This is a genomic window from Nocardioides sp. NPDC004968 (genome assembly GCF_040608935.1).
Classification (GTDB): Bacteria; Actinomycetota; Actinomycetes; order Propionibacteriales; family Nocardioidaceae; genus Nocardioides.
In genome coordinates, this window is the sequence record NZ_JBEXJF010000050.1 from 1 (window position 1) to 25,237 (window position 25,237).

Below are 25,237 nucleotides of genomic sequence, written 5' to 3' on the forward strand. Positions count from 1 at the left end.
GAGATCGAGCTTCGGCTTGCCGACGACGATGCCCAGCTTCTCGAAGGTGTGGCCGGCTTCCTCGAACATCTCGGAGGCATGCAGCAGCGCCTTGGGAGACGTGTTTGCGGGACTTTGTGCCCGATTCAGTAGCCCTCAGTGCACCTCCGTCGTCGAGCTCAGCTCCTCGACGACACCCTCGTCGCCGGCGTCAACCGAGTAGTCCGCCGCCGAGGTGGCGTCCTCACCGTCCGGCACGTTGAGCGCCCTCAGGATCGGGGTCAGGACGACGACCACGATGAGGTTGAGCAGGAACGCGGTGAGCGCGATGTAGATCGGCGTCTCCGTGCCCGGGAACGGCGCCAACGGTCCACCGAAGTGCTCCTGCGTGGGTGAGGAGACGCCATACGCGACGATCGTCCCGTACGCCATCCCGACCGCCCAGCCGGCCAGGACCGCCCAGCGGTGGAACCACCGGGTGTAGAGCCCGACGACGATCGCCGGCAGCGTCTGCAGGATCCAGACACCACCGAGCAGCTGCAGGTTGATGGCGTACGACTTCGAGAGGGCCAGTACGAAGATCAGCGCCCCGAACTTCACGACCAGGGACACGATCTTGGCCTGCTTGGCCTCGTCCTGCGGGGTGGCGTCGGGCTTCAGGTACGCCTTGTAGATGTTGCGCGTCCACAGGTTCGCGGCCGCGATCGACATGATCGCCGCCGGCACCAGCGCACCGATGACGATGGCCGCGAACGCGACGCCGGCGAACCACGCCGGGAACTGGTCCTCGAAGAGCTGCGGGATCGCCAGCTGCGGGTTCGGCGGGTCGCCGACCATCACCCCGGCCGCGAGGGCCACGAACCCGAGCAGCGCCAGGAGCCCCAGCAGGAACGAGTACGCAGGCAGCAGCGAGGCGTTGCGGCGGATCACGTTGCGGCTTCGGGTGGAGAGGACGCCGGTGATCGAGTGCGGGTACATGAACAGCGCCAGCGCCGACCCGAGGGCCAGGGAGGCGTAGGCCCACTGGCCGGCCGCCTGAGTCGGGAACAGCGCCTTCGGGGCCGCGTCGCCGGCGGCGATCGCGTCGGCGTTCTCGGTGTTGAACGTGTCGAAGCTGTTCTGCACCGTCTCGAAGATGTTGCCCCAGCCGCCGAGCTGCGAGGGGATGTAGATGATCGCCACGATGATCACGATGTAGATCAGCGAGTCCTTCACGAACGCGATCAGCGCCGGCGCCCGCAACCCGGAGGAGTACGTGTAGGCGGCGAGCACCGCGAACGCGATGAAGAGCGGCAGGTCACGGATGAACCAGTTCGAGGAGTCGCTCTGCAGACCCATCACCTCGAGCACGACCTCCATGCCCACCAACTGCAGCGCGATGTAGGGCATCGTGGCCAACAGGCCGGTGACCGCGACGGCCAGACCCAGGGACCTGGATCCGTAGCGGCCGACGACGAAGTCGGCCGGGGTGACGTAGCCGTGCTTGTGCGAGACCGACCACAGCTTCGGCAGGAACGCGAAGATCAGCGGGTAGACGAGGATCGTGTAGGGCACCGCGAAGAACCCGACCGCCGAGCCGGCGAACAGCGTCGCGGGCACCGCGATGAAGGTGTACGCCGTGTAGAGGTCGCCTCCGATGAGGAACCAGGCCACGAACGTACCGAAGCCGCGGCCACCCAGACCCCACTCGTCGAGGTTGTCCATCGACTTCGCCCGGCGCCAGCGCGCGGCGGAGAAGCCGAGGATCGTGACCAGCAGGAAGAGGAAGGCGAAGACGGAGACTGCTACCGCGCTCACTGGCCACCCTCCTTCCACGGACGCCCGGCGGCGGCACGGTCACGCCGGAACGCGGCCTTGGCGACGAAGTAGGCGATGGTCGTGAACAGGACCGAACAGGGGATGAGGACGAGCTGGAACCAGAAGTAGAACGGGAATCCGGCGAACGTCGGATCCTCCTTCGCGTACAGCGGCACCGCGAGTGACGGCGCTGCTGCCGCGAACAGGAGGACCCCGACAAGGATCCACGAGCCCTTGGACGAGGACGGCATGGGTCACCTCCGAGATCTGTCGAAGTAGGGTTGGACGACCTGTGACCTTGGTCACATTCAACGGCGGTGTCCAGCCCAATTCGACCGACACGACGACGAACGGTCGATCTGCCGCGACGAACGGTCGCGGTGAGTCCGATTCGCCTCCGCGGACGGTTCGTACGCTGCTAGTTTCCGCCCGTCGGCCAGTACCGCCGGCTCGCCGCCGACCCCGAAGGGGAATGAGTTGAACCGACGTACGTCCGTCTCTGCTGTCGCGCTCGCAGGTGCACTGGTCGCCGGTGCTCTGGCCGGTCCCTCCGGCGCGGTGGCGCACCCGCAGTGGCCGCGGGAGATCATCGCCGAACAGGTGGTCAAGGCGACGAGCCCGCACCCCGGGCTCAACATGACACTGCTCGAGGGCCCGACGTTCGGGGCCGACGGTGACCTCTACTTCGTCGACGTGGTGGCCTCCTCGCCGGCGCCGAAGGTGCTGCGCCTCGACGCTGCCTCGCGGGAGGTCTCCGGCTTCTTCACCGACTCGGCAGGCAGCTACACCTCGGCGCAGTGGAGCCCCGTCGACGGCCGGCTCTACCTGACCGACTACCAGGGCACGATCCGCAGCGTCGCCGCCGACGGCAGCGACCCGCGCACCGTCTTCGCCGGTGCGGTCGAGGGCAGCCCGATGAATCCCGACGACCTGGCCTTCGACCCCGAGGGCAACATGTACGTCACCGACCTGACCGGCTACCTCGACCCCGCCAAGGAGCCGGTGGGCCGGGTCGTACGCATCGCGGCCGACGGCTCGAGCGCAACCGTGCTGGCCGACGAGCTCGCCGCCCCGAACGGCATCTCCTTCGACCGCCGCTACCGCGGCCTCTACGTGAGCACCCTGTGGGAGAACCGGATCAGCTATCTGGCCCTCGACCGGTCGCGCACCTCGGTCCTCGCGACCTCGATCGTCGCCGAGGTCGACGACGGGCCGGCCGAGACCGACTCCAACGCCGTCGACGCGGCCGGCAACATCTATCAGGCCACCCACGGCGAGCCGGTCATCCGCGTCTTCTCCCGGCACGGCCGGCCGCTCGCGACCGTCCGGGTCCCGGCCGCCGACCGGGCCGGGCTCACCTCGGCGACCAACATCGCGATCCGGCCCGGGACCAAGAAGGCGTACGTCACGATCTCCGGCGACGCCGGCGGCTTCATCTACAGCTTCGACGCTCTGGCCAAGGGCATCCGGCAGTCGAACGGTGGCTAGCGCGGTCGACGCCAGGAATTCGCCTGCCGAGCGGCGCCGTCAGGGCTAGCCTGCAAGGTGATCCGCACCCCTCGGCACAGGAGCGCCCCCATGAGCACTGAAGTCCCCAGGATCGACCGCCGCCGTCTGCTCGGCGCTGCCGCAGCCGGCGCCGCAGCGGCACCGCTTCTCGCCGGTTCGGCGGGAGCCTCGACCGAGCAGGTCTCACCGCTGGGCGGTGGGGCGGCGGTCAGGACCGGCGCCGAACGAGCCGCCGGCGACGGCTGGTCGGTGCTGTCTGGCGATCGGGTCGGCATCATCACCAACCCCACCGGCGTGCTCCGCAACCTGCGCAACATCGTCGATGAGATGCACGAGTCGGGGGCGGTCCAGATCGCCGGTGTCTTCGGACCGGAGCACGGCTTCCGCGGCACGGCTCAAGCGGGCGGCTCGGAGGGCACCTTCGTCGACGAGCGCACCGGACTGACCGTCTACGACGCCTACGGCGCCAACGTGGCGAAGATGACCGAGCTGTTCACGACCGCCGACGTCGAGACCGTCGTCTTCGACATCCAGGACGTCGGCTCCCGGTTCTACACCTACATCTGGACGATGTGGACGGCGATGCAGGCGGCCGTCGCGACCGAGAAGCGCTTCGTGGTCCTCGACCGCCCCAACCCCGTGGGCGGGACCGCCCGCGGACCGATGATGACCGCGGCGTACACCTCGGGCGTCGGCGCCCGCGAGATCGTCCAGCAGCACGGGATGTCGGTCGGTGAGCTGGCCCGGTTCTTCGACGGCGAGTTCCTCGAGGAGCACGCCGGCGGGCGGCTGGCGCAGCTCGACATCGTCCAGGTCTCCGGCTGGCGGAGAAGGACGTTGTACGCCGACACCGGGCTCGACTTCGTCCTGCCGAGCCCCAACATGCCGACCTCCGACACCGCGCTGGCCTACCCCGGCACCTGCATGTTCGAGGGCACCAACCTGTCCGAGGGACGTGGCACCACCAAGCCGTTCGAGCTGATCGGGGCGCCGTTCGTCGACCACCGCTGGGCCGCGGCGCTGGAGGAGGCGAACCTCCCGGGCGTGACGTTCCGGGAGGCGTACTTCAACCCCTCGGTCAACAAGTTCGCCGGCCAGGTCTGCGGCGGGGTGCAGGTCACGATCCAGGATCGCGACCGCTTCGATCCCGTCCGCACCGGCGTCGAGATGCTGGTCACCGCCAAGGCCCTCTACCCCGAGTTCGCCTGGCGCCAGGACTCCTGGGACACCGCCCGGCCGTTCTGGATCGACAAGCTCACCGGATCGACGAGGCTGCGTACGCAGATCGACGCCGGCGCCACCGGCGACGAGGTCGAGGCGGCCTGGCGAGACGAGCTGGCCGCCTTCGACGCGACCCGCCGCCAGTACCTGCTCTACCGCTGACCTCGCCCACCCGGCGAGGTCAGCGGAGGTCAGCGGAGGGCGGCGGTGGCGGCTGCGAGCGCCGTCACGCGGTCCCAGTCGCCGGAGGCGAGCGCGTCGGCGGGGGTGAGCCAGGAGCCGCCGACGCAGCCGACGTTGGCGAGGGCGAGATAGCTGGGAGCGGTGGCGAGCGAGATGCCGCCGGTGGGGCAGAAGCGTGCGTGGGGGAGCACGGACGGCAGCGAGCCCAGGTACTTGGCGCCACCGGAGGCCTCGGCCGGGAAGAACTTCATCGCGGTGTGGCCGGTCTCGAGCACCGCGATGGCCTCGGAGACGGTGGCGGTGCCGGGCAGGAACGGCAGGCCGGTGTCGCGCATCGCGCCGAGCAGCGTCGGGGTGGCGCCCGGCGAGACCAGGAACTGGGCCCCGGCTGCGGCGGCCTCCTTGGCAAGCACGGGAGTGGTCACGGTGCCGGCGCCGATCAGGACCTCCGGCACCTCCTCGGCGATGGCCCGGATCGCGTCGAGCGCCACCGGCGTACGCAGGGTCAGCTCGACCACGGGCACGCCGCCCTCGGCGAGGGCGCGGGCCACGGGCACCGCCTGGTCGACGGAGTCGACGACGACGACCGGGATCACTGGGGAGAGGTCGAGCAGGTGCGCGGAGGTGAGGTCAGACATGAACGGGGGTCTCCTGGGGCGAGGCGCTCTGCTGAACGGGAGCGAAGGGGAAGACGGACGCGCCGGTGTCGGCGGAGCCGACGGTGGCACGGAAGGCGGAGAAGAGCTCGCGGCCGGTGCCGCGCCACTCGGCGTCGAGCGGTGCCCGGCCGGTGGTCGGGCGGTGCGCGAACTCGGCGGCGTCGACCCCGATGCTCAGGGTGCCGGCGACGGCGTCGACGGTGATCAGGTCGCCGTCCTGCACGCGGGCGAGCGGTCCGCCGAGCGCGGCCTCGGGGGTGAGGTGGATGGCCGCGGGCACCTTCCCCGACGCGCCGGACATCCGGCCGTCGGTGACGATGGCGACGTGCTGGCCGCGATCCTGCATGACCCCGAGCGCCGGGGTGAGCTTGTGCAGCTCGGGCATCCCGTTGGCCGCGGGGCCCTGGTAGCGCAGCACCGCGACGAAGTCACGACCGTCGAGGCGCTTCTCGGAGAAGGCGGTGAGGAAGTCGATCTGGTCGTCGAAGACGATCGCGGGAGCGGAGACCACCTGGTGCTCGGGTGCGACCGCCGAGGTCTTGATGACGGCCGTGCCGAGCTCGCCGGTCAGCACCCGCAGACCACCGTCGGGTGAGAACGGGTCGTCGGCCGGGCGCAGCACGTCGAGGTCGCCGGAGACCGGGGCGCCCTCGACCAGCTCGATCTCGCCGTCGCGGTTGAGCCGCGACTCCTGGGTGTAGGCCGACAGGCCCGGGCCCAGGATCGTGGTCACGTCCTCGTGGAGCAGCCCGGCCTCGAGCAGCGTGCGGACCAGGAAGCTGACACCGCCGGCCGCGTGGAAGTGGTTCACATCGGCCGAGCCGTTGGGGTACATCCGGCTGAGCAGCGGGACCACCGGCGACAGGTCGGAGATGTCGGCCCAGGTCAGCTGGATCCCGGCGGCGCGAGCGATCGCGACCAGGTGGAGGGTGTGGTTGGTCGAGCCGCCCGAGGCGAGCAGCGCGACACAGGCGTTGATGATCGACTTCTCGTCGATCATCTCGCCCACGCCCGGGCCGCCGGTGAGGGCCAGCTCGGTGGCACGCGCGGCGGCAGCGCGGTTGAGCGCGGCCCGCAGCAGGGTGTCCGGCGAGGCGAACGAGGAGCCCGGCAGGTGCAGCCCGAGCACCTCCATCAGCAGCTGGTTGGAGTTGGCGGTGCCGTAGAAGGTGCAGGTGCCGCGGGAGTGGTAGCTGGCGGCCTCGGCCTCGAGCAGCTCCTCGCGGGTGGCCTCGCCTGCTGCGTACCGCTGTCGGACGCGGGCCTTCTCCTTGTTGGGGAGCCCCGAGGACATCGGGCCGGCCGGCACGAAGACGGTCGGCAGGTGACCGAACGAGAGGGCGCCGATCAGCAGGCCGGGCACGATCTTGTCGCACACGCCGAGCATCAGCGCGGCGTCGAACATGTCGTGCGAGAGGGCGATCCCGGCCGACATCGCGATCACGTCGCGGGAGAAGAGGGAGACCTGCATCCCGTCGCGGCCCTGGGTGATGCCGTCGCACATCGCGGGTACGCCGCCGGCGACCTGCGCGAGCCCGCCGGCCCGCATCACCGCGGCCTTGAGGAGCGGCGGGTAGGTCTCGTAGGGCGCGTGCGCGGAGAGCATGTCGTTGTAGGAGGTCACGATCGCGACGTTGGGCTTCGCGGCGGGGGTGACCACCTTGAGCTCGGCCTTCGTCGGCGCGGTGGAGGCGGCGAAGCCGTGGGCCAGGTTGCTGCACGCGAGCCGGCCGCGGGCGGGCCCGGTCGCGCGGGCGGAGGCGATGCGGGCCAGGTAGTCGGCCCGCGTGGCTGCGGAACGCTCGATGAGACGCGCGGTGACGTCAGCGACGGTGGGGGCTACGGCAGTCACGGGTCCTCCAAAAGGCAGTGTGCTTTCGCACACCTTGACACGATCTTTGGATCGATACAAGTAAATCTTTGGTACACGAAAGACATAAGCGGCGTACGCTTCACCCCATGCCCGAGATGACAACCGCCGCCGACGTCCTCGCTCTGGTGCGCTCCGGACGCGCCCTGACCCGCAGCGATCTGCAGAAGACGACCGGTCTGTCGCGTACGGCTGTGGTCTCCCGGGTCTCGGCTCTCGTCGACGCCGGACTGATCCTCACCGGGGAGGAGCTCGCCTCCACCGGTGGCCGGCCGCCGGGCTCGCTGAGCTTCAACGCCGACGCCGGGGTGGTGCTGGCGGTGGCGATCGGACGCTCACGCAGCCAGCTCGCTGTCTTCGACCTCGACGGCCGCGAGCTCGCCGGCGACACCCGTGACCACGAGGTCGGGATCGCCGCCGACGACCTCATGCCCGACGTGACCGACCGGCTCGAGCGGCTCCTGGAAGGCATCGAGCCGCCCGTGCTCGGCGTCGGGATGAGCCTGCCCGGCGTCGTCGACCCCGTCCGCCTGGTCTCGGTCGACTCACCGGTGATGCGGGGCTGGGACGGCGTCGCGCTCGACCCCTACTTCGACCGGCTCACCGACGGGCCGCTGGTGCTCGTCAACGACACCGACGCGCTGGCCACCGCGGAGCTCTTCGGTAGCGGGCTGCACCCGCGCGACGCGCTCGTCGTGAAGGCGTCGACCGGTCTCGGCCTCGCGGTCATCGCCGACGGCCGGGTGCTGCGCGGCCACGCCGGTGCGGTCGGCGAGATCGGCCACACTCGGGTCGAGTCCGCCGGCGAGCGCCCCTGCCGCTGCGGTGCCACCGGATGTCTGGAGACCGTCGCGGCCGGCTGGGCGCTGACCCAGGGCCTCGTGGACTCCGGCGTCTCCGCCGGACACATCCGCGATCTGGTCGCCGCCGCGCTCGCCGGCGACGCCATCGCCCGCGGCCTGCTGCGCGAGGCCGGTCGCCAGCTCGGCGAGGTGCTCGCGATCGCGATCAACCTACTCAACCCGGAGGTGGTCGTCATCGGTGGCGACATGGCGGGTGCCTTCGACCTCTACACCGCGGGCGTACGCGAGACCGTCTACTCCCGCTCGACCGCCCTGGCCACCCGCGACCTGACCTTCGTCCCCTCCACCCACGCCGACTCCACCGGCATGGTCGGCTGTGCCGCGGTGGTCATCAACCACCTGCTCTCGCCCGAGCGCCTCGATGCCCACCTCGACGCCGTCGCCAAATGACCCCTACTTCGCGCCGACGGTGAAGGCGGCCTCGACCTCGGCGTAGACCGAGATGTCGTCGGGATCGAAGGCCAGGTCCGGTGCGCCCGAGGCCGACTTCCGGGCTCCGGCGGGGGCCATCTCCATGTCCATCGCCGCCGCGTACGTCACCTCGCGGCTGACGCCGACGTCGTTGATGCTCCGGACCGCGACCGGGCCGAGGTCGAGCGCATCGGCGTAGTCCTGCGCGCGCACCTTGGCCTGGCGCACCGCCTCCTGACGTACGTCACGCTCGACCTTCAGCAGGCTCTCCTTGGTCAGCTGCCACGAGACGTGGTCGACCCGGAGACCCTCGTTGCCCGCGGCGCGGCCGACCCATGTCGCCAGCGCGTTGAAGTCGACGAACTCCGCCCAGAGACCGACCGTGGCGCGGTGCACCAGCGGCAGCTGCTTGCCGTCCTTGTGCCAGGGCCGCTCGGCCGAGGTGCGCGCCCGCTGGATGACGAGCCTCTTGATCGCGCCCTCCTGCTCGAGCCGCTCGAGCTCCGTACGCACCCCGTGCAGCCCACGCCGCAGCTGCTCCATCACCGGCTCCGGCGCGGGCCCGTCGAACCGGACCTCGGCGGACACCACCCCTCGTTCCGGCGCCACCTCGACACTGTGCGACCCGCGCACCCTGATCAGGATTTCGCTCATGTCAAAAAACGTACGCCCGACGTCCTATCCTCACCACGTGAACGCAACCAGCCGCCTGCGCCAGATGACCGGACGCGACCCCCACGAGGCGCATCGGGCCGCGACTCCCTTGGAGCTGCTCTTCGACCTCACCTTCGTCGTGGCCTTCGGCATGAGCGGCAACGAGCTGGCCCATCAGCTCGCGGCGGGCCACGTCGTGGCGGGGATCCTGGCGTTCTGCTTCGCCTCGTTCGCGATCTGCTGGGCGTGGATCAACTACTCCTGGATGGCCTCGGCCTACGACACCGACGACTGGGCGTTCCGGCTGCTCACCATGCTGCAGATGGTCGGCGTGATCATCATGGCCCTCGGCCTGCCGGAGATGTTCGAGAGCGTCCACGAGGGCGACCGGCTCCACAACGAGATCATGATCGCCGGGTACGTCGTGATGCGGGTCGCGCTCTGCGGCCAGTGGCTGCGCGCCTGGCGCCAGGACCCGGGCCGGCGCGGTGCGCACCGGGTCTATCTGGTCACCATCCTGACGGCGCAGGTGCTCTGGTGCATCATCGCCGTGCTGCCGCTCGACGTGACGACCGCGTTCGCAGTGATGATGGTGCCACTGGTGATCGAGCTGGTCGGCCCGTTCATCGCCGAGCGCCACTTCGGCGGCACTCCCTGGCACGCCGACCACATCGCCGAGCGCTACGGCCTGCTGACGATCATCACGCTCGGCGAGGGCGTGATCGGCACCGTCGCGGTGATGTCCGCGATCGTCCACGAGCCCGAACTGGGGTGGAGTCTCGACGCGATCCTGCTGCTCGCCGCCGGAATCGGCCTCACCTTCGGCCAGTGGTGGACCTACTTCACGATCCCCTGGGCCACCATGCTCGAGCGGCGGCGCGACCGCTCGTTCCTGTGGGGCTACGGCCACATCCTGCTCTTCGCCGCGATCGCGGCCACCGGAGCCGGCCTGCACGTGGCCGCCTACCTGCTCGAGCACCACTCCAAGCTCGGCGAGGTCGGCACGGTCATCTCCGTCGCGCTCCCCGTCGGGGTGTACGCCCTGGTCCTCTATCTCCTCTACAACATGTTCATGCACGTCATCGACCCGTTCCACATCCTCCTGGTCGCCCTCACCTTGGCCGTGCTGGTCGCGAGCGTCGCGATGGCGATCGCGGGTGTGCCGGTGGCCTGGTGCCTCGTCGTCGTCGCCCTCGCGCCAGTCGTCACCATCGTCGGCTACGAGGCCGTCGGCCACCGCCACCTGGCCAGTCACCTCGACGCCCTCTGACCGGCGCACGACCTCCCCACTAATCCGCACACTTCCCCCACTCGTACGGAGGTTCCCCATGCTCCGGAGGGTGGGGAACCTCCGCGGGAGTGGGGAAGTCTGCGCGCGAGTGGGCATCAGCTCGCGGCGCGGGACATCGCGCGTATGCGCGCGATCGTCCTCGCGGGATTCTCGAGGTCTTCCCAGGTCAACCGGAGGATGCGATAGCCGGTGAGCTCACGGATCTCGTCCTCACGCTTCTTCTCGGCGAAGAGGGCGTCGGTGCCGGTCTGACCGAACTTGCCGGAGTATTTCACCTTGCCGTCGAACTCGACGATCAGCCGCCACTCGTGCCAGACCCAGTCGACCGCGCCGACGAGGCTGCCGTCCGGACGGCGCACCTCCCACTGCTGCTCCGGCCGCGGAAGGCCGGCCTGATCGAAGAGCCACAACCCGCGTGACTCAGCCACTGATCCCGACTGCGACCCGGCCAGGGCGACCAAAGGTTGCAGGCGGCCCATCCGGTGCCGAGCGTGCAGTCCGGCGTACGCGGTCTCCAGATCGGTGCGATCGAACTGCTTCGAACGCAGCCCCGACTCCAAGAGACAGAAGGCTGCCTCCGGGTCGAGATGAACGGCCGCCTCGAGCACACACCGCTGCGGCTCGAGCACTCGGATGCCCGCGACGTTGCGGAGCTCGAGCTCGCCCTTGCCCCGTTCGTGTTGCACGACGTCGGCGACGATCCGTCCCGAACGGCCATCGAGTCGGGTCACGTGGATCCGCGTCAGGTCCAGCCGGCAGTCGTCGATGGCGTGCGCGATCACTCCACTCGCGTGGCTGACCGCAACATCGGCGCCGAGCGTACGGACAGCCGCTCGCGTGCGGAGCCAGTGCCGGGTGGTTTGCTCGAGCGGCTCCCATTCGTCGGCGAAGACGTAGGCGCCCTTGCGCAGGCGGCGCCATTCGCCGAGGCGTACCGCTGTGCGGATGTCGTTGATGGTGCAGCCGGCGGCAATGGCTTCGGCACGGGTGAAGAACCCGGCCTTCTTGGTGATCTGGCGCAGTGACCTCATGGCGACAGCATCCGCAGGCAGGAGGCTCCGACAGAAGCGCGAATCAAAGACCTGTGGACAACCCGACCCCGAGCACGGCCTGTGGATGGCAACTGGCCCGTCGAACTTCCCCACGGACACGGAAACTCCCCCACAAACGAGCAGGTTCCCCACGCTCTGGAGCGTGGGGAACCTACTTGTGATTGGGGAAGTCTCCCCAGGAGGGCGACATCAGGGCTTCGGGTCGGGGCCGGGCTCGCCGTCCTCGGACTCCTCGACCTCGTCGACCTGCTCGGCGGTCACGGTGTGTTCGTCGTCGCCGGCCGCGAGGATGCCGTAGAGCTTGCGCCGGGTGTCGGCGAGAACGTCGGCGGCGGCCTGGCGCTGGGCGTCGGTGCCGGAGGTGGCGAGCTGCCACACGGCCGGGAGGACCTGGGCGAGCTCGCCGCCGAGGACTCCGAAGCCAGCCAGGTCGCCCAGACCGCTGGGACCACCACGGCCGCCGCGACCCTGGCCGCGGGCGTTGTCGACGGCCTTGTCGAACGGCGTCCAGACGGCTGCCAGCTCGTCGGCGTGCTCGGTGGCGTAGGTCTTGCCGGCCTCGGTCAGCCGGATCGCCCGGCGGCCGTGCTCGTCGTCGGACTCCACGAGACCCTCGTCCTCGAGCTGCTGGATGGTCGGGTAGACCGAGCCGGGGCTCGGCCGCCACTCACCCGAGCTGCGCTCGGAGATCTGCTGGATCACCTGGTAGCCGTTGATCACCTGGCCCTGCTCGGCCGCTTCGGCCATCACGTAGATGATGGCGGAGCGTACGTCACCACGACGGACCCGGGGACCGGGCCGCTGCGGGGGCTGGTTCTCGAAGCCGAGCAGTGCCGCGATCCACGGCGGCGGACCAGCCGGTCCACGACCGCGACCGTGGTGGCCACCCTGCCAACCGGGGCCGCCAGGTCCGCCCCAACCGGGACCACCCTGCCAGCCATGGGAGCGGCGTGGGCCGCCCTTGCCGAACTCTCGACCCATCTGGTCGATCCACTCACCCCAAGGGTTGCTGTTGTTGTACGTCATCAGGTTTCTCACTTACTTTCGGAAGACTAGATCGCGTTCCTTCGCGATATATCGTGATCTTACGCCGAGGATCAGAGCGATTCAAGTCAAAAGCAAGGGAGCCCCCGACCCGCACTTTTCAGCGCAGTCGGGGGCTCCCTGAGTCAGACCCTGAGGGTCGTGAGTGCGATCAGACGCCGGGCGCCTGCGGCGGCGTCGGGTTCTGAGCGGTCGGCGCAGCAGCCGGACGCGCGCCGCTCTCGGCCTGGAGCCGCTCCAGCTGACGGGCGGCAGCGTCGCGACCGCCGAGACCGAAGGCGAGCGCCGCAGCAGCGGCACCACCGACGACCACGGCACCGAAGCCGAGGTTGATGATCGAGTCGGCAAGCCCCATGAAGCTCAGCCCGATCGCGACGAAGAGCACGATCGTGGCGTACTTCAGGATCTGCGACGCCGATCCGGGCACGATCTTCGCGAGCACCGAGGCGATCACGACACCGGCGGCGATGATCGCGCCACCGAAGACGACCCGGCCACCCAGCTCGAGCACCTCGGCGATGAACGCGGTGATCTGCGGGAACTCCAGCATCTGCGCCGCCATCACGGCGAAGAAGAGCACGATGCCGATCTGGATCACCTTGGTGATCGCCGGGGTCGCGCTCTGCCCCTGCGGCAGCACGTCCATGGAGTGGAGGGCCCGGTCGAAGCCGAGCCCGTCGATGAGCTGACCGAGGACGTCGGCGGCGAAGCGGGCGATGACCACGCCGATGCCGAGCAGGATCGCGGCAGCGATGAGCTTCGGGATCGCAGCCAGGATCATGGCGAGCATGAGCTCCGCAGGCCGCGAGATCGAGCTGATCCCGAGAATCTGCAGAGAGGCGATGGCCACCACGATCATGATGATCGCGTAGAGAACGAGACCGATGACCTTGACGATCTGCGCGGCAGCACCCGAGGGCGCAGCCGGTGCATCGTACGGATCGGCGGGGGTGTCCACACCCACCGTCGCGTCGACCTGGCCGGAGAGCTTGCTGCCGCTGCCGAGCCACTTGTCGAACGGAACCGCACCGAGCGCGGTCTCGACGAGCTGGCGAACGACCTTGGCGACGAGCGCGCCGACGATGAAGACGAAGACCGCGCCGATGAGGTTGGGCAGGAAGCCCAGCACACCGTCGAGCAGACCCTGGATCGGCGTCAGCACCGAGCTGAGCCCGAACAGGTCCAGCAGCGCGATCAGACCGAAGAGCCACACCAGCAAGGCGGCCACGGAACCGAGGCTCTTGCCGATGGTGTCCCCGTCATTTCCAGCCTTCTGGAGCACCGGGATCTTCGAGGTCAGCTTCGCGAACGCCCAAGCGACGATCTTGGCGATGATCCACGTGACCACGAGGATGACGATCGCGGCGAGCACTTTGCCCCCGAGATTCACCCAGTCGATGTCCTTCACGGCATCCATTTGTCTCTCCCCTCAATGGCCCCAAAAATCAGGCCAGCGGTTGAGGAGGTGCCTGAGATCGACGAGCAGCCCGAGTGATGCACGCAACAGGCACCTCTGCTTCCAGAGACGTTCGTCCAGATGGAGCCGTGAAGCAAGTTTGCCGCTCCAGCGGACGCAAATAGGCAATTGATTTACAATCCGGCGTCTCCTGTCATGAACGCCGAGAAACGTGCTCTAAGAGACCAACCAGGCCGCGTACGCATCGAAGGAGTAGGGACGGCCGAGGAAGTCGGCGACCAGGTCGGCGGCATCCTTCTCGCCACCGCGGGCGAGCACCAGATCGCGGTAGCGGCCCGCCACCTCGGGGTCGAACAGGTTGTCCCGGTCGAAGGCGCTGAACAGGTCTTTCGCGATGACCAGCGACCACATGTAGGTGTAGTAGGCCGAGGAGTAGCCGCCCAGGTGGCCGAAGTTGGCGAAGAAGTGGGTGCCCTCGAGGTAGGGATAGGGAGAGTACGCCGCCTGGAGCTCCTCGAGCCGCTTGGTCAGGTCGTCGGGCTGCTCCTTGTGGAACCAGTAGGAGATCGCGGCGTAGAACATCTGCTGCCGTGCGTGGTAGCCCTTGCCGAAGTCGTCCGCGGCCCGCATCCGCGCGACCAGATCGGCGGGGATCGGCTCGCCGGCCGCGTTGGTGGCGAAGGTCTGGAGTACGTCGGCGTCCCAGGCCCACTCCTCGAGCATCTGGCTCGGCGCCTCGACGAAGTCCCACTCCGTCGCGACCCCGGAGAACCGCGCCCACTCGCCCTGTCCGCCGAGCACGTGGTGGATCAGGTGGCCGAACTCGTGGAAGAGGGTCACCACGTGGTCGTGCTCCATCAGGCCCCGGGAGAAGTTGCAGACCAGCACGCCCTCGGGGAGCTGGCGGCCGTTCACGCCGGGGGCGAGGTCGAACTGCGCGGCGTGCTTGTACTTGCCCTCGCGAGGGTGGAGGTCGAGATAGATCCGGCCGAGGGGCTCGTCGCCGTCCTGCTGATAGACGTCGAAGACGCTCACGTCCTCGTGCCAGGTGACGACGTCGGAGACCGGCTCGTAGCGCAGCCCGAAGAGCCGGCCGGTGACGTCCAGGAGCCCCTGGTGCACCTTCGCGAAGTCGAAGAACGTACGCACCACCTGGCTGTCGACGTCGTACTTCTCCTGCCGCACCAGCTCCTCGTAGTAGAGCGCGTCGGCGGCGGAGACCGCGCTGGCGCCGGGGACGTCGCGGTCGTAGCGGTCGAGGAGAACCTCGAGGTCGCGCTTCATCCGCCCCTCTGCGGCGCCGGCGATCTTGTCGATGAACTCCGGGATCGCCGGCCCCTCGCCGATCATCTTCACCGCGGCGTCGAAGGCGGGCCAGTCCTCGAAGCCGACCAGGTTGGCCAGCTCGTGACGCAGCGCGAACATCTCCTTCAAGACCGCTTCGTTGTGCGGCCAGCCGCGCTCGAGCCCGGCGACGGTGACGGCGCGACGGATCCCAGGATCCTTCACGAACATCCGGGCGGGAAGCGCGTCGGGGTAGTCGGTGGTGATCTCGACGAGCCCCTTGTCGTTGACCGGGTGCGCCTCCAGCCAGTCGGCCGGCATCCCGTCCAGCTGTTCGGGCGTGGCCAGGGTGATGCGTACGTCGTCCCGGGTCACCCGGGAGAACTCGAGGTTGAGCTCGGTGAGGCGTTCGTTGATCTCGGTGAGCCGGGCCCGGGTGGCCTCGTCGCGGTCGACGCCAGCGCGGGTGAAGTCCTGCAGCGTCTTCTCCAGGAGCCGCTTGGCCAGCGGGTCGAGCGCATCCGTCTGGTCTGACGGGAGGTCCGCGAACACCCGGTAGAGCGCCTGGTCCTGGGTGAGCTCGGTGCGCAGCCGGTCGACCTCGACCTCGGTGTCCTCGCACGCGGTGCGGACCGTTTCGACGGGGTGCACGTTGGCGAGCAGGCCGGCCAGGCCACCGAGCGAGCCGAGCTCCAGGGACAGCTCGTCCCAGGCCTTCAGCACATCGATCGCCTCGCTCGGCGGCGCGGTCCGCAGCTTCTCGGCCAGCTCCCGCACGTGGGTCAGCGTCGTGGACGTACGCTCCTTGACCCAGGTCTCCGCGGCTTCGGTCTCGGGCAGGGCAAGCGGCTCTGGCGTCGTCATGCGGCAAGCCTGCCACGACCTGAAACGCTCCGCCGCCGAGATTCAGCGAAGCGTTGGATCAGGTCTGCGACTCACGCCTCGAGGCGCGGCGGTCCCGGGAAGCGGTGGATCTCCTGCGGCCAGTCGAGCGCGACCGCCATCCGGCCCGCCCAGTAGCGCGCGGTCTCGTCGTCGGGAACGTCGACGACGAAGAATCCCCCGAGGTGCTCCTTGGTCTCGACGTAGGGACCGTCGGTGAACACGGGCTCCCCGTCGTCGCCGAGCTCGACGCTGCAAAGAGCAGTCGAGGCGTCGATCCCGCCGTTGCCGTAGACGAAGACCCCCGCGTCCTTCATCTCCTTCGTCACAGCCATCGAGGTGTCTCGCTTGTGAACCAGCTGCTCCATGGTGTGCTCGTCCACCCACTCGTCGTTGAACGCGATGATGTATTCCGGCATTTCGCTCTTCTCTCCTGTGTCGTCTGCGGCCCGGCGGCCGCCGTTCATCTCTTCTACGAACGCCTCCGCCCCGATCCGACAGCCCCGGACAAAATTCCGTCAGATACGTCCGAGCTGGTCCCGGCGCCTCGTCAGCAGCGCGACCTCGGCGGCGTTCTCGGCGAGCTCGATGGCCCTGTCGTACGCCGCGCGGGACTCGCCGCTGCGGCCGAGGCGGCGCAGCAGATCGGCTCGGGTGGCATGAAACGCGTGGTAGTCGTCCAGGCCGAGCCGATCGATCTCGGCGAGCGCGACCTCGGGGCCGTCCAGCTCGGCGACGGCGATCGCGCGGTTGAGGCGGACGATGGGAGAGCCGTCGACCCGGATCATCTGGTCGTAGAGCGCGACGATCTGGGACCAGTCGGTGTCGCGGGCGTCGCGCACCGAGGTGTGGACGGCGTTGATGGCGGCCAGGATCTGGTAGCGCCCGGGCCGCGGGCCGCCGTTCGCGACGACACCGAGCCGCTCGCGCACCAGCGCATGACCCTCGGCGATCAGCGCGAGATCCCACGAGCCGCGGTCCTGCTCGTCGAGCCGGACCAGCTCGCCGGTCGCCGAGATCCGTGCCGTACGCCGCGCCTCGATCAGCAGCATCAGGGCCAGCAGGCCGGCGACCTCGCCGTCGCCGGGGAGCAGCGCACGGACCAGGCGGGTCAACCGGATGGCCTCGAGGGTCAGGTCGCCGCGTACGGGATTCTCGTGGTCGCCGGAGGAGAGGTAGCCCTCGTTGAAGACCAGGAAGAGGACGGCCAGGACGCCCGAGACGCGCTCGGGGAGGTCGGCCGCCTCGGGGACCCGGTAAGGGATGTGGGCGGCCTTGATCTTGGTCTTCGCGCGGGTGATCCGCTGGCCCATCGTGGTCTCCTGGACCAGGAAGGCGTTCGCGATCTCGGGCACGGTCAGGCCGCCGACCATACGCAGCGTCAGCGCGATCCGCGCCTCGGGCGCGAGCGCGGGGTGGCAGCAGGTGAACAGCAGCCGGAGCCGGTCGTCCTCGATGGCGCCGAGAGGCTCGTGCGGGGTGTCATCGTGCATCGCGACGGCCTCCTTCTGCTTGTCGTCACGCTTGGACTCGCGGCGGATCCGGTCGATCGCGCGGCGGTTGGCGGTGGTGGTGAGCCACGCGCCCGGGTTGGGGGGTACGCCATCGAGCGGCCAGCGCTCGACTGCGACCGTGAACGCCTCGGCCGCGGCCTCCTCGGCGATGTCGAGGTCGCCGAAGCGCTTGGCGAGGCTGGCGACCACCCGTGCCCACTCCTCTTGGTGGGCGCGGGTGATCGCCTCGTCAATATCCGTCAACGGCGAGTCACGCCTCGGGGCCGGTCTGCATCGGGCGCACCTCGACCTTGCCGAGGCAGGCCGCGGAGGCCTCGCCGGCAAGCTTGAGGGCGACATCGAGGTCGGGAACGTCGATGATCCAGAAGCCCGCCATGTACTCCTTGGCCTCTGCGTAGGGGCCGTCGGTGATGACCGGCTTCTCGCCCTGGCCGTCGACGACGGTCGCCGTCTTGGCGGCATCGAGGCCGTCGGCGAAGACGAAGTAGCCGTCTTCCTGGAGCTTGTCGTTGAACTTCCCGGTCGCCTCGAACGACTTCATCATCTCTTCCTCCGAGGCGTAGCCGTAGTTCTCCTTCTCGTAGTCCGAGTCGGGACCCCAGACGGACATCAGGTACTTGGCCATGGTGCTCACTCCTTTGTGTCGGACGGCCTCGGTGACCGCCTCTCACCCTTGCTACGAACGTCTACACCCCGATCCGACACCTCACATCAGAATTTCTCCAGGTAAATTCATTCCTTTAGCATCGGTAACCATGTCGACGACCGCACAGCGATGAGCATCACCGCCAAGCTCAAGGGTGCCGTCGCGGACACCCGCCCCCTCCAGGAGCCGCACTTCCGGCGACTGTGGATCGCCGGCATCATCACGATGATCGGCGCCCAGCTGACCGTCGTCGCGGTGCCGGCCCAGATCTACGCGGACACCGGCTCCTCGGCGTACGTCGGGCTGACGGGTGTCTTCGGACTGGTCCCGCTGATCGTCTTCGGCCTCTACGGCGGTGCGCTCGCGGACCACTTCGACCGGCGTACGATCCTGATGGTCTCGACCACCGGGCTGATCGGCACCAGTGCGCTCTTCTGGCTCCAGTCCGCGCTCGGCAACACCAACGTCTGGCTGCTGCTGTGCCTCTTCTCGGTCCAGCAGGCCTTCTTCGCGGTCAACCAGCCGACCCGGAACTCGCTCCTGCCCAAGATCCTGCCCACGCACCTGCTCCCGGCCGCCAACTCGCTGCAGATGACGGTCTTCCAGGCGGGCGCCATCGCGGGACCGCTGGTCGCGGGCGTGATGCTGCCGTTCACCGGGTTCACCTGGCTGTACGCCATCGACACCGTCACCCTCTTCGCGACCCTCTACGCGGTCGTGCTGCTGCCGAGGCTCCCCGTCGAGGGCGCCGGCGCGAAGGTCCCCGGGCTGCGCTCGGTGTGGGACGGCTTCGCCTACCTGCGCCATCAGCCGGTGCTGATGATGAGCTTCGTGGTCGACCTGATCGCGATGGTCTTCGCGATGCCGCGGGCGCTGTTCCCGCAGATCGCGCACGAGTCCTTCGGCGGCCCCGCTGAGGGCGGGATCGCGTTCGCGCTGCTCTTCGCGGCCATCCCGGCCGGCGCCGTGATCGGCGGGATCTTCTCCGGCTGGGTCTCGCGGATCGAGGCCCAGGGCCGCGTCGTCATCTATTGCATCGGCGTGTGGGCCCTCGGGATCACCCTCTTCGGGCTCACCGTGGCGTTCGCGGACCACTTCACGAGCCTGATGCTGGGTCTCGCCGTGTTCTTCATGATGGTCGCCGGCGCCGCCGACGTGGCCTCCGCGGCCATCCGCATGTCGATCCTGCAGTCGGCGGCAGACGACAACGTACGCGGCCGGCTGCAGGGCGTCTTCACGGTCGTCGTCGCGGGTGGCCCGCGGGTGGCCGACGTCCTGCACGGAGGCGCGGCGGCCGTGGTCGGCACCGCGATCGCGACCACCGGAGGTGGCCTGCTCAATCTCCTCGGGATCGCGCTGTGTGCGCTACTCGTCCCGAGCTTCCTCGCGTACCGGGTCAACCGGGCCACTCCCGCCGAGCGCGCTCTGCTCGACAACGAAGGCTCGAAGTAGCCCGGCGAGCAGCTCGGGCTGGTCGATCGGCACCAGCGTGGAGGAGTCCTTGACGATCTCCAGCCGCGCGTCGGGATAGTGCGCGGCCAGGCGCGGACCGTGCTCGGCGGGCATCATCGTGTCCTGGTCGGCCCAGACCACCAGCACCGGCTTGGTGAACTTCTGCTGCCCCTCGGCGAGCTCGAGCAGCTCGTCGCGGCCAGGAGCGCCGCCGGCGAACTTGATGAAGTCACGGCGGATCGCCCGGTCGGTCAGCGCCGGCGCGAACCAGCCGTGAACGAGGTCGTCGTAGAGGTGGTAGCTCTTGTCGACCGACATCCCGCCGTAGCCGGAGCTCATCTGCCGGAAGCTCTCCATGCGGAACAGCTGCAGCGCGGCGGTGAACAACGGCGGCATCTTCGAGAGCACCGCCAGCGGCTTGGCCGCCTTGGGCGGGTAGTTGTCGAAGGCCTCGCACGCCACCAGCGCCAGTCGCGCGATGCGGTCGGTGCGGTCGGCGTTGATGAGGAACTGGCCACCGCCCCAGTCGTTGAGGACCAGGGTGACGTCGTGGAGGTCGAGCGCGTCGAGAAAGTCGCCGAGGATGTTCGCCACACCCTGCTGGCTGAGGTCTGCGTCGGGCCGCATCGGCTGCCGGTGGCCACCCAGCGGCAGCGTCGGCCGGATCACCCGGAAGCCACCGAGGTAGGGCAGCGCACGGCGCCACACACGGCCGTCCATCGGCACTCCATGGAGGAGTACGAGGACAGGGCCGTCACCGCCGGTATCCTCGAAATCGATCGGACCGGCCGACAGCTCGACGCTGGGCATTCAGTGGGCTCCTCGAAGCAATGGCGTGGGGTGCCCACACCTTGCCCCTCGGGGAACAGGCGTGCAACGGGAATCGCCCAATTCCCTACGCATCTGGGTATATCGCAGGTCTTAGGTCCCTGAGCCACTAGGGCCGTGTTATACACCCCAGGGCTTCTGGTGGAGGCCGACGGGACCCCGGCGCTCAGAGCCCGACCGGTAGGTCCTCCGCGGCGGCGAACGCCTCGATCCCCTTGGCCGGACCACGATCGTCGATCGTGTCGATGAGAGTGGCGAGGTCGTCGCGGCGGTCCTGCGAGACCAGCCAGGCCATCAGGCGCTGGCCACGCGGGACGGTGGTCTCCTCGAAGGGGACACCGGCGTCGTACCAGAACTCGAGGACGGCGCCGCGCAGCAGCGACCAGTAGCGGTCGGGGTCCTCGGTGGTGGGGTTGACGGCCGCGCGGAAGTGCTCCCACATGTCGATCGGGAGGATCTCGGTGCGCAGCGTACGCATCAGCTTCGCCGACCCCGAGCCGGCCACGAGCTCGACGGTCTGGCGCTTGGTCGTGATCCGCTCGAGCAGGTTGGCGATCTGAGCGCGCTTCTGGGTCGCGGAGGAGAAGTCGGAGCGGACCCGCCAGTCGTAGACGACGTCGGTGAGGATGTCGAAGCTCCTGGCGGCCAGGAACGCCTGGGTCAGGGCCACCTGGTCCTGATAGCGGGTGCGCTCGGGGAAGGTGATCTCGTTGTCGGTCCAGAAGGAGCGCCGGAAGATCTTGTTCCACACGAACACGTCCGCGAGCATCAGCGGGGCGTCCTCGATCCGGCACCTGAGGCGTGTCCGGGTGTGGTTGCGGCGCATCAGCGGGGTGACGTACCTCCGCTCCTCGGCGTTCACGAGGGTGACGCGCTCGGCCGAGCCGGCGGCGAAGTCGGAGCCCGTACGCCGCAGCGTCTTCACCATCGAGCTCCAGGCGTCCCGGGGCAGGATGTCATCGGGATCGACGAAGGTGAGCAGGTCACCGGTGCTGGCCTCGATCCCGGTGTGGCGCGCGATCGAGACACCGGAGTTGGGCTGGGAGATCAGCGTGACCCGAGGATCCTGCGCGGCGATGCCCTTGACGATCTCGGCCGACCCGTCGGTGGAGCCGTCGTCGACGACGATCACCTCGATGGCGCAGACCTCACGCAACGGCTGATGGAGGATGCTGTCGAGGCTGTCGGCGACGTAGTCGGCCACGTTGTAGACCGGCACGACGACGCTGAGCAACCTCGGCTTCCTCCTTCTGATTCCCCCCACGCGCATCAACTCTAATTGGGTGCGCATCAACGCGTCCTCGCGATGGTGAGCGTGTCGACCTCGGAGCCGTCGGTGGCGATGACTTCGAGGTCCAGCCTCGCCTGCCCGTGGGCGTCGCGCGGGTGCGCATCGAAGAACGCGACCGAGTGGGTCGCATCGCCGACCGCGCGGTAGGTGGTGGGCTCGGGAATCTTCAGGCCGTTCTTGTCCGTGTAGTAGGAGAGCACCGGCAGCACATCGGGATAGGTGGAGCCGCCACCGCCACCGGCGGTGATGTAGATCGTCCCCTCGTTGGTGCTGACCGTGGAGCCGCGCGGCGCCTCCTGGACCGGCTTGCCGTCGCGCATCAGGTGGGTGCGCTCGTAGCAGTGGTTGTGGCCGTTGATCACGACGTCGACCTGGTAGCGGTCGAAGAGAGCCTCCCAGCGGTCGCGGATGCCGCCGTCCGAGGCGTGCGCGATGTTGGTGCAGTAGGCGCACTGGTGGAAGCCGACCAGGATGAAGTCGATGTCCTTGCGGGCCCGAAAGGCGGCCAGCCGCTCCTCGAGCCAACTGTCCAGCGTCTCGCCGAGGTAACCCGCGTTCCGCGTGTACTCGTACGTCGCGTCGTTGCCGTCGAGGGCGATGAAGGCGACGTTGCCGCGCACGAAGGAGTAGGTCTCCTGTCCGCCGCCGGCACCGTTGCCGGGGTGACGGAAGCGAGCGCGGTGGCCGTCGTAGCCGAGCTCGCCGTTGCCGTTCTCCATCTCGTGGTTGCCGACGACGGTCATCCACGGGATCGCGTCGGCGCTGGGCTGGATCTGGCTCAGGAACTCGTCCCAGACACCGAAGTCCTGCTGCAGCTCCTTGCTCTTGCCCTGGCCGCCGGTGTCGGCGTACGCGATGTCGCCGACGACGAAGGCGAACTCGGCGCGCTGCTGACGGATCAGGTTCACGTTGCGCGCTGCGTCCTCGGCGACGCCCATGTCGCCGAAGGCGGCGAAGCGGAAGGACCCGCTGGCCTTCGGGGCGGTGGTGAACGAGCCTCTGGTCGCGGTGCCCCCGTCGTGGCTGAGCCGGTAGTAGTAGCGGGTGCCCGGTCGCAGGTCGCTGAGGTCGACGTGGTGGTAGACGCTGTCGACCCGGAGCGAGGAGAGCGACTCGGGTCTCAGGGTCAGGCCGTAGTCGGGTGTCACGCCCAGATCGAGCCGCGGCGCCTGCACCGACCCGGCGGTCGACCAGGAGACGTTCATCTGCTTGACCGGGTCGGCACCGTACGACAGATGTACGCCGGTGGCCGGTGCGGCCGACCTGGCCGCCTGCGTCCACAGCATCGGGCCGGCGACGACACCGGCACCACCGATCAGCCCGGCCCTGAGAAAGGTGCGCCTGGACGGGGCCGTCATCGTCGGGCCAATGTGGGGGCTATCGGTCACGGGAGGATCAACGCATAGGTAGACGAGACGTTAGGCCACGTGCGGTGTCGCCGGGGTGAACGAGTGGTGATCGTTCGTCATGCGACGGCATGAGATACGGCCATTTGCGCACCGAAGGCTGCGTTGTCTCGCACCAGCGCGATGTTGGTCGCCAGCGAGTCGCCGCCGGTCAGCTCGACGATCCTGGCGAGCAGGAAGGGCGTGATGTCCTTGCCGTGGATGTCGCGGGCCTCGGCGTCGGCGAGAGCCTGGTCGATGTGTTTCCCGATCACCTCGGCGGGGATCTCGTCGGCGGCCGGGACCGGGTTGGCGACGACCAGGCCGCTGGGGAGTCCGAGGTCCCAGGTCGCCTTCATGACCGCGGCGGCCTCGTCGGGGCCGTCGATACGTAGCGGCGCCGCGAACCCGGAGCTGCGGGAGTAGAAGGCCGGGAACTCGTCGCTCCCGTTGACCAGGACCGGCACCCCGTAGGTCTCCAGGGTCTCGAGGGTCAGGCCGATGTCGAGGATCGACTTCACGCCGGCGCTCACCACCGCGACCTGGGTGCGGGCCAGCTCGGTCAGGTCGGCGGAGATGTCGAAGGACGTCTCCGCGCCCCGGTGTACGCCGCCGAGCCCACCAGTCACGAACGTCCTGATCCCCACCATCGCCGCCAGGCGCATGGTGGCCGCGACCGTGGTCGCGCCGTGGAGGCCGCGGGCGACTACGTACGGAAGGTCGCGGACGCTGACCTTGGTCACGTCGGGGTCGGAGGCGAGGAGCTCGAGGTCCTCGGGCGACAGTCCGGCACGAGGAATGCCGTCGAGCAGCGCGATCGTGGCCGGGACGGCGCCGTTGTCGCGCACGATCTGCTCGACCTCGGTGGCCATCTTGACGTTGTCGGGATAGGGCATGCCGTGGCTGATGATCGTCGACTCCAGCGCGACGACCGGGCGGCCCTCGGCGAGCGCTACCCCGACCTCTTCGGTGAGCCGGACCTTCACGCCAGCTCCCGGACGAGGCTCTCGCTGAGGTCCATCCGGACGGTGTCGTGGGTGCCGCAGGTCAGCGCCGCCGCGGCATGCCCGAACCGGGCAGCCGAGACCAGGTCGACGTCTCGGAGGAGCTCGTGGGTGAACGCGGCGAGCATCGCGTCGCCGGCGCCGGTGACGTCGAGGACATCGGTCTGCACGGCGGGAAGCTCTTGGTAGACGTCGTTGTAGCTGATCACCGAGCCACGGGCGCCGAGGCGCACCCAGACGACGCCGACACCGCGGTCGTGCAGTGAGTGGATGGCCTTCTCGATCTCCGCGTCGGTGCCGGCGGGCAGGTCGGTCAGCGCGGCCAGCTCGGCCTGGTTGGGCGTGACCAGATAGAGCTCGCGATCGGCCCGGATCAGGTCACGCGCCCGCCTCGCCTTCGGCACCGAGACCGGGTCGAACCCGACCGGCACGTCGAACTCGCGGGCCAGGTCGATCGCCACGTCGGCCGTACGGACCGGGATGTTGCCCTCGACGAGCACACCGCGAGCGTTCTTGATCAGGTCGCGGGCCGCCTCCACCACCAGCGGGGAGAACTCGTCGGTCGCGGCCATGTCGGCCACCGCGACCACCAGCTCACCGGAGGAGTCGAGCACGGCGTTGTAGGTGCCGGTGCGTACGTCTGCCCGGCGGCGGACGTAGGTGCAGTCGACGCCGACGTCCTCGGTGTAGCTGATCACCTCGTCGCCGATCGGGTCGTCGCCGACGACCGAGACCAGCGCCACCGAGTCACCCAGCCGGGCGAGGTTCTCCGCGACGTTGCGGCCCACCCCGCCGGGCGAGAGGCCGGCCGATCCGGACATGCTCGAACCCATCACCACCTGCTCGTGCGCCCGAGCGTGGAGATCCATGTTGGAGCCGCCGATCACGACTATGTCTGGCGGAGATTGCGGGTTCATCACTTGAATCGTAAGTGGGGTGCACAGATCGCGCCCCCTCATAAAGTATGAACTTGGCGCAGCCGGGGCGTGTCCCTGCTCTCA

The 25,237-nt window shown here is 69.0% G+C and carries 22 protein-coding genes; 5 read left to right on the top strand and 17 right to left on the bottom strand.

Features of this window, described 5'->3' with window-relative positions; all coding sequences use genetic code 11:
- Positions 1-135: 135 nt before the first annotated feature.
- A complete protein-coding gene (gene mctP / locus ABZU72_RS26655) occupies positions 136-1,776 on the bottom strand; it encodes a monocarboxylate uptake permease MctP (RefSeq protein WP_355021792.1) in 1,641 nt (546 codons plus the stop codon).
- Positions 1,773-2,027 carry a DUF3311 domain-containing protein gene (locus ABZU72_RS26660; RefSeq protein ID WP_350717928.1) on the bottom strand — a complete coding sequence of 85 codons (255 nt, stop codon included), beginning with the start codon at positions 2,025-2,027 and terminating at the stop codon, positions 1,773-1,775. The genes mctP and ABZU72_RS26660 overlap by 4 nt, the downstream gene beginning before the upstream one ends.
- Before the next feature lie 226 nt (positions 2,028-2,253).
- Between ABZU72_RS26660 and ABZU72_RS26665 the strand changes: the two genes are divergently transcribed.
- Both ABZU72_RS26665 and ABZU72_RS26670 read left to right on the top strand, forming a co-directional pair.
- Positions 2,254-3,264 (top strand): SMP-30/gluconolactonase/LRE family protein, encoded by a 1,011-nt coding sequence (locus tag ABZU72_RS26665; protein WP_355021793.1) that lies wholly within the window; start codon positions 2,254-2,256, stop codon positions 3,262-3,264.
- Between the two features lie 90 nt (positions 3,265-3,354).
- Entirely contained in the window at positions 3,355-4,668 is a 1,314-nt protein-coding gene (locus tag ABZU72_RS26670) for a DUF1343 domain-containing protein (protein ID WP_355021794.1), read from the top strand.
- Between the two features lie 29 nt (positions 4,669-4,697).
- On the opposite strand, the gene eda is transcribed toward ABZU72_RS26670, so the two are convergent.
- Entirely contained in the window at positions 4,698-5,327 is a 630-nt protein-coding gene (gene eda / locus ABZU72_RS26675; RefSeq protein ID WP_355021795.1) for a bifunctional 4-hydroxy-2-oxoglutarate aldolase/2-dehydro-3-deoxy-phosphogluconate aldolase, read from the bottom strand.
- Positions 5,320-7,200 carry a phosphogluconate dehydratase gene (gene edd, locus ABZU72_RS26680; protein ID WP_355021796.1) on the bottom strand — a complete coding sequence of 627 codons (1,881 nt, stop codon included), beginning with the start codon at positions 7,198-7,200 and terminating at the stop codon, positions 5,320-5,322. Before edd ends, eda begins: the two co-directional genes overlap by 8 nt.
- 107 nt (positions 7,201-7,307) lie before the next feature.
- On the opposite strand from edd, the gene ABZU72_RS26685 reads away from it, so the two are divergent.
- Complete coding sequence (locus tag ABZU72_RS26685; protein WP_355021797.1) at positions 7,308-8,471, top strand: ROK family protein; 1,164 nt, start codon at positions 7,308-7,310, stop codon at positions 8,469-8,471.
- Positions 8,472-8,474: 3 nt separating this feature from the next.
- Here the strand turns inward: ABZU72_RS26685 and ABZU72_RS26690 are convergent, their stop codons facing one another.
- Complete coding sequence (locus ABZU72_RS26690; RefSeq protein WP_355021798.1) at positions 8,475-9,146, bottom strand: SIMPL domain-containing protein; 672 nt, start codon at positions 9,144-9,146, stop codon at positions 8,475-8,477.
- A gap of 37 nt (positions 9,147-9,183) precedes the next feature.
- On the opposite strand from ABZU72_RS26690, the gene ABZU72_RS26695 reads away from it, so the two are divergent.
- The gene (locus tag ABZU72_RS26695; RefSeq protein WP_355021799.1) at positions 9,184-10,416 is read left to right on the top strand and encodes a low temperature requirement protein A; all 1,233 of its coding nucleotides are present in this window, start codon (positions 9,184-9,186) and stop codon (positions 10,414-10,416) included.
- 116 nt (positions 10,417-10,532) lie between these two features.
- Here ABZU72_RS26695 and ABZU72_RS26700 read toward each other — a convergent pair whose 3' ends face one another.
- From ABZU72_RS26700 to ABZU72_RS26730, 7 genes are all read right to left on the bottom strand, one after another.
- The gene (locus ABZU72_RS26700) at positions 10,533-11,468 is read right to left on the bottom strand and encodes a type IV toxin-antitoxin system AbiEi family antitoxin domain-containing protein (RefSeq protein ID WP_355021800.1); all 936 of its coding nucleotides are present in this window, start codon (positions 11,466-11,468) and stop codon (positions 10,533-10,535) included.
- 210 nt (positions 11,469-11,678) lie between these two features.
- Positions 11,679-12,515, bottom strand: a complete 837-nt coding sequence (locus ABZU72_RS26705; protein WP_355021801.1) for a PadR family transcriptional regulator — start codon at positions 12,513-12,515, stop codon at positions 11,679-11,681.
- Between the two features lie 169 nt (positions 12,516-12,684).
- Entirely contained in the window at positions 12,685-13,950 is a 1,266-nt protein-coding gene (locus ABZU72_RS26710) for a mechanosensitive ion channel (RefSeq protein WP_355021802.1), read from the bottom strand.
- 216 nt (positions 13,951-14,166) lie between these two features.
- Positions 14,167-16,098, bottom strand: a complete 1,932-nt coding sequence (locus tag ABZU72_RS26715) for a M3 family metallopeptidase (RefSeq protein ID WP_355021803.1) — start codon at positions 16,096-16,098, stop codon at positions 14,167-14,169.
- A gap of 71 nt (positions 16,099-16,169) precedes the next feature.
- Positions 16,170-16,535 (bottom strand): YciI family protein, encoded by a 366-nt coding sequence (locus ABZU72_RS26720; RefSeq protein ID WP_355021804.1) that lies wholly within the window; start codon positions 16,533-16,535, stop codon positions 16,170-16,172.
- 99 nt (positions 16,536-16,634) lie between these two features.
- On the bottom strand, positions 16,635-17,873 hold the full coding sequence (locus ABZU72_RS26725) for an RNA polymerase sigma factor (RefSeq protein ID WP_355021805.1): 1,239 nt from the start codon (positions 17,871-17,873) through the stop codon (positions 16,635-16,637).
- A 7-nt stretch (positions 17,874-17,880) separates the two neighbouring features.
- Positions 17,881-18,255 carry a YciI family protein gene (locus tag ABZU72_RS26730; RefSeq protein WP_355021806.1) on the bottom strand — a complete coding sequence of 125 codons (375 nt, stop codon included), beginning with the start codon at positions 18,253-18,255 and terminating at the stop codon, positions 17,881-17,883.
- A gap of 150 nt (positions 18,256-18,405) precedes the next feature.
- Between ABZU72_RS26730 and ABZU72_RS26735 the strand changes: the two genes are divergently transcribed.
- Complete coding sequence (locus ABZU72_RS26735) at positions 18,406-19,728, top strand: MFS transporter (protein WP_355021807.1); 1,323 nt, start codon at positions 18,406-18,408, stop codon at positions 19,726-19,728.
- On the opposite strand, the gene ABZU72_RS26740 is transcribed toward ABZU72_RS26735, so the two are convergent.
- From ABZU72_RS26740 to ABZU72_RS26760, 5 genes are all read right to left on the bottom strand, one after another.
- Positions 19,642-20,538 carry an alpha/beta hydrolase gene (locus ABZU72_RS26740; RefSeq protein WP_355021808.1) on the bottom strand — a complete coding sequence of 299 codons (897 nt, stop codon included), beginning with the start codon at positions 20,536-20,538 and terminating at the stop codon, positions 19,642-19,644. The genes ABZU72_RS26735 and ABZU72_RS26740 overlap by 87 nt on opposite strands.
- A 184-nt stretch (positions 20,539-20,722) precedes the next feature.
- Positions 20,723-21,790, bottom strand: a complete 1,068-nt coding sequence (locus ABZU72_RS26745) for a glycosyltransferase family 2 protein (RefSeq protein WP_355021809.1) — start codon at positions 21,788-21,790, stop codon at positions 20,723-20,725.
- 56 nt (positions 21,791-21,846) lie between these two features.
- A complete protein-coding gene (locus ABZU72_RS26750) occupies positions 21,847-23,205 on the bottom strand; it encodes a metallophosphoesterase family protein (RefSeq protein ID WP_355021810.1) in 1,359 nt (452 codons plus the stop codon).
- Positions 23,206-23,312: 107 nt separating this feature from the next.
- Positions 23,313-24,218, bottom strand: coding sequence for a pseudouridine-5'-phosphate glycosidase (locus ABZU72_RS26755; RefSeq protein WP_355021811.1), 906 nt, complete (start codon positions 24,216-24,218; stop codon positions 23,313-23,315).
- Entirely contained in the window at positions 24,215-25,153 is a 939-nt protein-coding gene (locus ABZU72_RS26760) for a carbohydrate kinase family protein (RefSeq protein ID WP_355021812.1), read from the bottom strand. Before ABZU72_RS26760 ends, ABZU72_RS26755 begins: the two co-directional genes overlap by 4 nt.
- Positions 25,154-25,237 lie beyond the last annotated feature (84 nt).